Consider the following 9153-nt stretch of genomic DNA (forward strand, 5'->3'; position numbering starts at 1 on the left):
AGGATTTTGCTTCAGTAGGAGATTACAGATGAAAAAAGAAACAATTACATTGGTATTATTGTTAACCAATTTGTTTATTGCGTTTTTAGGGATTGGGCTCGTTATTCCGGTGTTGCCAACGTTGATGAATGAACTGGACATATCGGGCTCTGTTGTCGGATACATGGTAGCGTTTTTTGCAATTGCACAGCTTATTGTTTCGCCGATTGCTGGGAAATTGATTGATACAATCGGGCGGAAAATAATGATTGTCATCGGGTTATTCATTTTTAGTGCATCTGAATTGCTGTTTGCAGTTGGACAGGATTTACTTGTGTTGTTTATATCCCGAATTTTAGGTGGGGTAAGTGCAGCGTTCATTATGCCTGCGGTGACGGCGTTCATTGCAGATGTGACGACCAATGAGACACGTTCGAAAGCGTTAGGGTATATGTCAGCAGCCATCTCTACAGGGTTCATCATCGGACCGGGAATTGGCGGGTTTCTTGCAGGTTACGGTACGCGGATGCCGTTCTTCTTCGCGGCTGGGCTTGCCTGTTTTGCGGCGATATTCTCTTTGATTATGCTGAGGGAACCGAAACGGCAATATGAAGAAACAGCGAGTGGAAAGAAGCCTGGGTTCATGCGGATTTTTGCGCCGATGTATTTTATCGTTTTCGTCATTATTTTTGTGCTGTCATTCGGATTGGCTTCCTTTGAAGCGGTGTTCAGTCTATTCGTCGACCACAAGTTTGGCTTTACGCCAACCGATATTGCCATCATCATCACGGGTAGTGGGCTTGTTGGGGCATTGGCACAAGTGTTGTTATTTGATCGGTTAACAAAATTGATGGGTGAAAAGAAATTAATTTTAGTCAGTTTGGTATTTTCGTCCGTGATGGTCGGTGCGATGACGCTTGTGAATTCGTACTTTAGCGTGCTTTTTGTAACGATTATCGTCTTTGTCGGCTTTGACCTCATTCGACCAGCGGCAACATCGTATTTATCGAAAATCGCTGGCAACGAACAAGGATTTGTCGGCGGCATGAATTCCATGTTCACGAGTATTGGTACGGTGTTTGGCCCGATTTTAGGCGGATACTTATTTGACTTCGATGTAGACTACCCGTTCTACTTCGCCACTATCGTCCTGATCGCCGGCTCCATCCTCACATTCTTCTGGGCAAAAACAAAGCCGGTCCAACCATGACCAAAAGCCAACGAGCAATCCTTCGTTGGCTTTTTGAATACAGCGGATAATGTTCAGAATTGTTTTGGTGCCTGTCCCCCGATTAATTCTGGCGATTCCCAATTGTTTTGGGGACAGGCACCCGATTAATTATGATTATTCAAAATTGTTTCAGTCGGCATTTCGCTTTTATTGAGTCCGTTTGCTGAAGTATTCGTTTGTGAGGTCGCCGTTTATGCCGATGGCTGCGGCGCTTCCGGTTCCGGCGGCGATAATGAGTTGGGCGGGCACGATGTGGGCTGCATCACCTGCTGCGTACACATTCCAGACAGTTGTTCTTCCGTATGTATCAGTTAGTAGCCCGCCATTTTCATTGATCTCACAGCCGAGTTCTTTGCCGAATGCATTTGAATGGCTCCAGAGCGGGGTGACAAACCCGCCTGTTCGGGGTACGAGTGTGCCGTCTTCCAACCGGATGCTTTGCAGCTGACCGTTTTCACCTTCCAATCCGGCAATGATGTCTTCGTAAACTTGAATGCCGTGAGCGAGCAGCTGGTTACGTTCATCCTCTTCCAATCGTCCTTCACCATTCGTAAAGACGGCTACATCTTGGCTCCACGTATACACTTCTTTTGCTAGCTTGTATACATTTTTGTCCGCGATGACCGCGAGTGGTCGGTCTCGCATTTCCCAGCCATCACAATACGGACAACTGAAGAGGCTTGTGCCGTAAAACCGCTCGATTGAAGGAATGTTTGGTTGAGCATCTTTTAAACCGGTAGCTAATAGGAGTTTGTTGCTAGTAAACAGGGTGCCGTCCTCTGTCGCCAATTCAAAATGGGTATTATCTTTTTTCCGAATGACTTCGATACGTTCATTTCGAATGTCTACTGAATCGTATTGGGCGAGATCACGAAGTGCCAGTCGCTTAAACTCTGTTTGTGATATGCCATCTCTCGTAATAAATCCATGGGTTTCCCGAATCACTCGATTTCTCGGTTGATTGTCATCGAAGACAATCACTTTTCTCCGAGCCCTGCCAAGAACGAGTGCCGCACTTAACCCGGCCGGCCCACCGCCAATAATTGCACAATCATAGATCATTACTTGCATACATCCTTTTTAACCGTAGTCTACCCGTAATTTCCTCATGTGGAACATCTTTTTTTAAGGGAAATAGCGGTAAACACAACAAAAACGGCTAGCACCTCAACATAACTGCCATGCATCACTCATTCTCTCAAAAAAACATCATTACCCCTTGCCAAGTCTAGCAGCTTAGGTATTGGGCTTTCGCCGATTTCCTATGGCGACAAGGAGTATGGTTAGCGAGAGGATAATCATGCAGATGATGACGGTCAATGAGATGGCGGGATATTGATTGTTGAACCCGCTTTCTGATGTGTGTTTAGAATAGATGCCGAAATAAGCCCATAATATCGCCAAACCATATGCAGGGTTGTGTAAGCGAAGCATGGTACCCACACTAATGACCGTTCCGATAATCAAAATTAGAATTGTCCACGTCACGTCAGAGAGACCAAATCCGTCCCATCCAATGGAGACAAGGAAAGCAGTAATGTTAGCAATGGTCGCGACTGTTATCCAGCCAAAATAAATACTAAACGGAAGTTTGATAAAAAAGCTCTCTTTTAAAGAGAGGGTAGCCTCTGCGGTCAATTTGTTGATTTTGATTAGGCATAGTAGCAATCCGACCATGAGAATAACGGATAGGAATAGCCTTTCATAATGCCATGCGAGTATCCAAAGGGTATTCAGTATTGAAGAAATTGAAAAGTAGATGCCGACTTGTGTTAATAGACGTGCTGTAGAAGGTTTTAGCTTTTTGTGAAAGAAACCGAGTTGGTAGAAGACATGTAATAAAAGTAAGACATAGATGACGCTCCATATGGAGAATGTAAACCCTGCAGGAGCAAATAAATTACCGTATTTCGCTGAAACTTCCCCCGTCGTTTGGCCATTAATGGGTAAGACGTTCGCTAAAACATTGGTGCCGATCATTAAGACATATGTAAGAACGATTACTGTATTCAACCATACTCGTTTACTTGTGGATTTCATCAAATCCTCCTTTCTCGAACTATATTCTTTCGGTCATTCCACTATTCCTGCTTTCTTGTGATGTAAACGAGTTTTATACATTTTCATTCACACTACGTTGATAGATGAGAAAAATTGCTACTCCGTAAAGGATAGAAACTGGAAATAATGCTGGATAGGCGACTGATAATGCGAATGCATACAAAGCGAAAAAGATGAGCGGCCGCATTGCCTCTTTAAAAATACAAAAGTAAAAAGCCACCCATTTCAATAGTTCAATAATGGTGATGACAATTAAGAACACGATGACCTGAAAAGTCGCTCCTTCAAGTGAAGCGCTTGTCATCAGATACACTGCAATGCATATGGGGATTGTTGTAAGTAAGTTCAGTAAAACGAGTAGAATGGTTCCTATTTTCCCCATGATACCCCCCTTTTTATTGACAGCTACCTAGTTTGCAAATAGCAATCGATAGCTGTCAAACCCTCATTTGCTCAGTTTTTGAACAATCATTTCATCTTTTGCGATCGGGTTGATGGGTAGTGTGTCAAACGTTTGGAGATTAATGTGGCAATACCCATTTGGATTTTTCACGAGATAGTCTTGGTGATACTCCTCTGCTAGGTAAAAGTTTTGCAATGGCTCCGCTTCCGTGACAATCGGTTTGTCGTACTGCTGTTGCTCCTTCTTTATAGCTTCCTCCACAGTAGTGGCATCCATTGCTTCGTCGTAATAAATACCGGATCGATACTGGATGCCGACATCGTTTCCTTGTTTGTTTTTAGAAGTCGGATCAATGACTGAAAAGAGGTGTTCGATTAATTCATCCAGCGACACGCGTTCAGGGTCGTACGTCACTTTCACTGTCTCAACAAATGCTTTGTCACCTTGAATGACTTCTTCGTAGCTAGGGTTTTCACCTGTTCCGTTTGCATAACCTGACACGGTGTCCGCTACGCCGTAAATCCTCGCAAAATACGCTTCCACACCCCAGAAACAACCGCCTGCAAAGTAAATCGTCTTTAGTTCGCTCGCTGTATAATCGAGATGTTCATTAATATTTTTCACATCATCTTGCAATAAATAACCCTCTACTTCCTCTGGATTCACGACAGGCGTATCTGCTGTTGTTGTAGAAGGTTGAGAATTGCAAGCAGCAAGCAAACAGGTGATTAGGATAAGTAAGATGGATCGTTTCATGTCTAGCGGCCTCCTTGCCAATTGTATGGTAATCAAATTCTATCATTTTTGTTCTCTAAGCGACAGATGCATGGGCGTGATTCCACTTCGCTCAGTTTGTTTTTGCTAGAGTCGCGCCGTGCTGAATTTGTCCATTGGCTCATGATTGTGCCGAGCTTTTTGTTTTTCTTGTGGAATCCACTGTGGGCGGCATGGCTAAATGTCTTGTATGCCGTTCTATTCAATGTGCCCCTCATTATTATCCAACGATACAATCGCCCCCGACTAGAACGGATAATTTCATCTCAATAAAAACGGTAGAATTATGAAACGTGAATCCTCGCAAGATGTAGTGTACACTGGAGTGCAACTGGAACACAAAAGGAGCGAGGGAGAATGACGAAGAACGGTAGTGGCTGGCAATTTGACAATAGTTATACGCGCTTACCTGACGTGTTTTACGCAACTGTCCTGCCTGAAAAAGCCCCATCCCCAGCGTTGATTATTTGCAATGACGCATTGGCGAAATCGATCGGTTTACACGTAGATGCATTGCAAAGCGAACAAGGGATTGACGAGCTTGCGGGCAATAAAATCCCTGACGGCGCGCATCCGATTGCACAAGCATACGCGGGTCATCAGTTCGGACATTTCACGATGCTTGGGGACGGCCGAGCGGTGTTGCTCGGTGAACAGTTGACACCAACCGGCGAGCGTTTGGATATACAGCTAAAAGGTGGCGGTCCAACGCCATTTTCACGTGGTGGAGATGGTCGTGCAGGACTCGGACCGATGCTGAGGGAATACATTATGAGTGAAGCGATGCATGGGTTAGGCATTCCGACAACACGCAGTTTAGCGGTTGTTGTAACTGGATCGCCTGTATATCGCGAAGAAATTTTGGCAGGTGCTGTGTTGACGAGAGTGGCGGCAAGCCATATCCGAGTCGGCACGTTTCAATATGCAGCGGCACGGCAAGTTGTTGAAGATTTGCAAGCACTTGCTGATTATACAATTGAGCGGCATTACCCAACTGTTGCAAGTCAGGCGAATCCATACGTTGCGTTTTTTGAAGAAGTGATGGATCGCCAAGCGCAGTTGCTTGCAAAATGGCAATGTGTTGGATTTATTCACGGTGTCATGAATACCGATAACATGGCGGTTAGCGGAGAGACGATTGACTATGGTCCGTGCGCGTTTATGGATACGTATGATCCCGCAACTGTCTTTAGTTCCATTGATCGTCAAAGCCGCTATGCATTTGGCAACCAACCCGGCATAGCGGAGTGGAATCTCGCGCGATTTGCGGAAACGCTCTTGCCACTTTTTGATACGGACACGGAAAAGGCTGTTGGCATTGCCGAACAGTTGCTGTCCCAATTTGGCGAACGGTTCCATCATCATTGGCTAGCCGGCATGCGAAACAAGCTCGGTTTGTTCAATGAAGAGCAAGCTGACGGTCAACTCATAAAAGAGCTATTGCAACTCATGCAGGCGCACAAAGCGGACTTCACCAATACGTTCCGTGCTTTAACACTTGGTGAGTTCAGTGAATTGCAAATGGCCTCAAGTGAAGAATTTAAAACGTGGCACAGTCGTTGGAAAGAAAGACGTGCACGACAAGAGCAATCAGAAGAAGCAGTGTTGCAATTAATGAAAAACAACAACCCAAACATCATCCCGCGAAATCATCGCATGGAAGAAGCGTTGGACGCTGCCACAAAAGGCGACTTATCGGTCATGGAACACTTCTTGGCAGCCTTGAAAAATCCATACGCCTACACCGAAGACCAAAAACCATACATCCAACCCGCAGACCCGGAAACTCCCTATTTCACCTACTGCGGCACATAAAATTCACGGTGCCTGTCACCGACACGATTCGGAATTGCCGAAATTGAGTTGGTGACAGGCACCCATTTTTTAGTCCATAAGTCGCATGAATTCCCGCATGAGCCCTGGTAGATCTGGCCAAGCATGTCCGGAAACGAGATTGCGATCCGTATGAAGGTCTTTTTCGATATACGTTGCACCCGTTGCCGAGACGTCTGGTTTGCAAGCGATGTATGCCGTATACTCGCGATCTTTCATGAGATCTGGCAAGACGGATAACACTTGAGCAGCATGGCAAACGACCGCAACCGGTTTGTCTTCTTCAAAGAAATGACGCACAATGCCCGGCAACGATTCATCCAATCGGATATACTCCGGCGCACGTCCCCCAGGAATGATCAAGCCGTCATAATCAGCAGGATTCACATCCGCAAACGCAACGTTTGAATCCAGCCCATACGCAGGTTTTTCTACATACGTCTCTATTCCATCGATAAAGTCATGACTCACCGTCTGTAACTTTTTCACGGAAGGCGAAGCGATCGTCGTCTCAAATCCTGCCTCTAAACAACGATAATACGGATAGAAAATCTCCAAAGCTTCAACTGCATCCCCAGCTACAATCAACACTTTCTTACTCATATCCATTCTCCCTTCAACTGTCTGAATTTACCTACTACTCGCTTCTATTCGACACGAAGGGGAAAAATCCTCCTCGCAACTAAAAAGAGAAGGGGACGGAATATTCGTAATCGTTTTGGTGCCTGTCCCCAAAAAAATTCAGAAAAATACCGGTTCATCTAATATGAACCGGTAGGTGGTATTATTCTTTTCGCATGATAAAGCTTAAATGGCGACCGGCTTTCTTATCTTGTCGGTAGGAGAAGCCATCTTCGCTTACGTATGTGCATGTTTGATCGACTGTAATTCGTTCAGCTGGTACGCCTGCAAGCTCCAATTGTTTTTTCACAGTACACTGATTATCAATATGGTATTTATTTGTAGAATCATTAAAATACATGAATTCATCCGCATAGCCGAGCGCCTGAAATTTACTATACACATCTTCATCCACTTCGAATTTTTCCTGACTAAGTGCCATACCGATGTGTACATGCCAATCTGCAGGGGAACATTGCTCTTCGTTCGCAAGCTGTTCAAACACTTTTCGTGTAATCTCTTTGACAGTACCTTGCCAACCTGAGTGAATAACGCCGATGATACCGTTGTTTTCATTGTAGAAAATGACGGGAACACAATCTGCTGTAAACGTACATAGCAACAAATTCGGCTCATCAGTATACAATGCATCGACGTCGGGAATTGCGGTATGTGCTTGCGTAGCGCCGCGGCCTTTGTCTGCGTGCGTCACTTTATAAACGTTCGCGCTATGTGTTTGATGCGCGCAAACAAAATCAGTAAGTGCACAATCCACCTGGGTCGCTAAATTTCCTCGGTTTTCAATTACTGCGTCATGGTTAACACAAGCGTGAAGCGCCATATTATTGTCTTCCGCTTGTCCTCTATCCCGCAATGTCGTCCCTGCGATAATGTTTTCGTTCGTCTTGTATCGTTTCATTTTCATATCATCACCTGCTTTTACTATACGCAACGTTCCGCAGTCTGTATAGGACAACACATAAGTCGCGATAGCTAATCTTACTGCGCGTTAATAAAACGCAATAGGCACCTATCCTCAGTTTGGTCTTTCTATTAATCACGTTTGCTGTATTAACGATCAGTTTATCCAGTCTACCAATCACTTTTCCAGTCCTATCCATCACTATTCACAATCTATCGACCAATTTCGTCTTTTGTGCTACGAAAATTTTTCTCTGTTCGCGAATAAAATATAAAAAAACGACCATAATTATGAAGAGCCATAAACGATTTCGACTCCCCCTGCAATCGTTTGTGGCTTTACCTATTTCTCCGGATAGACCACTGTGCCGTCCAATTGTAATTCAGGAGGCGCACCCCATTTACCTGGTTCGTGTTGTTCGATAAGTGTCTTTCCTTTTGGACCGTCTACTATATGGCACACTGTCCAACCGTTCAGAGCGAGCCAATTGCTAATTAACAAACGATGACAACGTGCAGGATGCCGCTCGGAACAGCAAATCGCAACGCGGTTCGTACAAGCGAATTCTTTCAGACAATCAAGCCCTTCTTGAAAAGCCGGTTGCAACGTGTAGTCTGCATAATTGTGGAAGGATTGATTAGTCCAAGCGTCATTCACTTCATCATCAACCTCTTTCGATTTGTTCCGTCGTCCACCCAATTTCTTTATATGTACATAGTCTACACCCGCTTTCGGCAACCATTCTCTCATACGATCTTCATGAAAATGCGGAAATTTGCGGCTCCCTGGAAATGCACGAACATCCGCCACCATCTCAATTTCAGCATCCTTCAACAACTTGATAAATTCTTCTTGTGTGTGTGTAGAGTGCCCGATTGTAAAGAGTTCCATGCTACTCATCCTCTCTTATTGTTGGAGTACCCTAACGGTCGAGTTTATTAAACGTAAAAGCTTTTTGTTTGGATTACTAGCACTCGGGAATACTATATGTAAAGGCAAAGGGGTGAAACGGTATGACAAAAAGCTACGCTGGCGATAAAGATGAAAATCGTAAAGTAAGCGAAGGAGATTCAGCAGTAGCAAACGATGCTGCAAAACGAGCTGAACAACAAGTTGAAGAAATAAAAAAAGAAGCCCAAGACGCAGTAAAAAAACAACAATAGATAATAAACCGTCATCCAACAAGGTTGACGGTTTTTTGGTGCCCACTAGCGTTGCATAGTTTACACTAAATACATTAAAATCTATATTTTTACATTATGGTACTCCGGTAAAATTTAAAAAAGGGAACAGGGGTCTACAATTAAATCAGTTCCCTTTTTTTGTAAT

The 9153-nt window shown here is 44.4% G+C and carries 11 protein-coding genes; 4 read left to right on the top strand and 7 right to left on the bottom strand.

The features are described from left to right. The first annotated feature begins 28 nt into the window (after positions 1 to 28). Positions 29 to 1189, top strand: a complete 1161-nt coding sequence (locus QT711_RS08820) for an MFS transporter (RefSeq protein ID WP_317943524.1) — start codon at positions 29 to 31, stop codon at positions 1187 to 1189. 168 nt (positions 1190 to 1357) lie between these two features. Here the strand turns inward: QT711_RS08820 and QT711_RS08825 are convergent, their stop codons facing one another. The 4 genes from QT711_RS08825 to msrA form a co-directional block, all read right to left on the bottom strand. After that, positions 1358 to 2272, bottom strand: a complete 915-nt coding sequence (locus QT711_RS08825; protein ID WP_317943526.1) for an NAD(P)/FAD-dependent oxidoreductase — start codon at positions 2270 to 2272, stop codon at positions 1358 to 1360. A 174-nt stretch (positions 2273 to 2446) separates the two neighbouring features. Continuing rightward, on the bottom strand, positions 2447 to 3250 hold the full coding sequence (locus QT711_RS08830) for a tryptophan-rich sensory protein (RefSeq protein ID WP_317943527.1): 804 nt from the start codon (positions 3248 to 3250) through the stop codon (positions 2447 to 2449). 73 nt (positions 3251 to 3323) lie between these two features. Further along, positions 3324 to 3653, bottom strand: coding sequence for a hypothetical protein (locus QT711_RS08835; RefSeq protein WP_317943529.1), 330 nt, complete (start codon positions 3651 to 3653; stop codon positions 3324 to 3326). A gap of 63 nt (positions 3654 to 3716) precedes the next feature. Then, entirely contained in the window at positions 3717 to 4430 is a 714-nt protein-coding gene (gene msrA, locus QT711_RS08840) for a peptide-methionine (S)-S-oxide reductase MsrA (protein ID WP_317943531.1), read from the bottom strand. A 48-nt stretch (positions 4431 to 4478) separates the two neighbouring features. On the opposite strand from msrA, the gene QT711_RS08845 reads away from it, so the two are divergent. Beyond that, positions 4479 to 4721: a glycosyl-4,4'-diaponeurosporenoate acyltransferase CrtO family protein gene (locus tag QT711_RS08845; protein WP_317943559.1), complete on the top strand. Its 243-nt coding sequence runs from the start codon at positions 4479 to 4481 to the stop codon at positions 4719 to 4721. Between the two features lie 84 nt (positions 4722 to 4805). Continuing rightward, on the top strand, positions 4806 to 6263 hold the full coding sequence (locus tag QT711_RS08850) for a protein adenylyltransferase SelO (protein WP_317943533.1): 1458 nt from the start codon (positions 4806 to 4808) through the stop codon (positions 6261 to 6263). Between the two features lie 69 nt (positions 6264 to 6332). On the opposite strand, the gene QT711_RS08855 is transcribed toward QT711_RS08850, so the two are convergent. From QT711_RS08855 to QT711_RS08865, 3 genes are all read right to left on the bottom strand, one after another. Beyond that, the gene (locus QT711_RS08855; RefSeq protein ID WP_317943535.1) at positions 6333 to 6884 is read right to left on the bottom strand and encodes a DJ-1/PfpI family protein; all 552 of its coding nucleotides are present in this window, start codon (positions 6882 to 6884) and stop codon (positions 6333 to 6335) included. Between the two features lie 181 nt (positions 6885 to 7065). After that, complete coding sequence (gene pgeF / locus QT711_RS08860; protein WP_317943561.1) at positions 7066 to 7827, bottom strand: peptidoglycan editing factor PgeF; 762 nt, start codon at positions 7825 to 7827, stop codon at positions 7066 to 7068. 339 nt (positions 7828 to 8166) lie between these two features. Beyond that, positions 8167 to 8715: a DUF488 domain-containing protein gene (locus QT711_RS08865; RefSeq protein WP_317943537.1), complete on the bottom strand. Its 549-nt coding sequence runs from the start codon at positions 8713 to 8715 to the stop codon at positions 8167 to 8169. Positions 8716 to 8837: 122 nt separating this feature from the next. Here QT711_RS08865 and QT711_RS08870 point away from each other — a divergent pair, with 122 nt between their 5' ends. After that, positions 8838 to 8987, top strand: a complete 150-nt coding sequence (locus QT711_RS08870) for a hypothetical protein (protein WP_317943539.1) — start codon at positions 8838 to 8840, stop codon at positions 8985 to 8987. Positions 8988 to 9153 lie beyond the last annotated feature (166 nt).

The organism is Sporosarcina saromensis (assembly GCF_033253735.1).
Lineage (GTDB): Bacteria > Bacillota > Bacilli > Bacillales_A > Planococcaceae > Sporosarcina > Sporosarcina saromensis.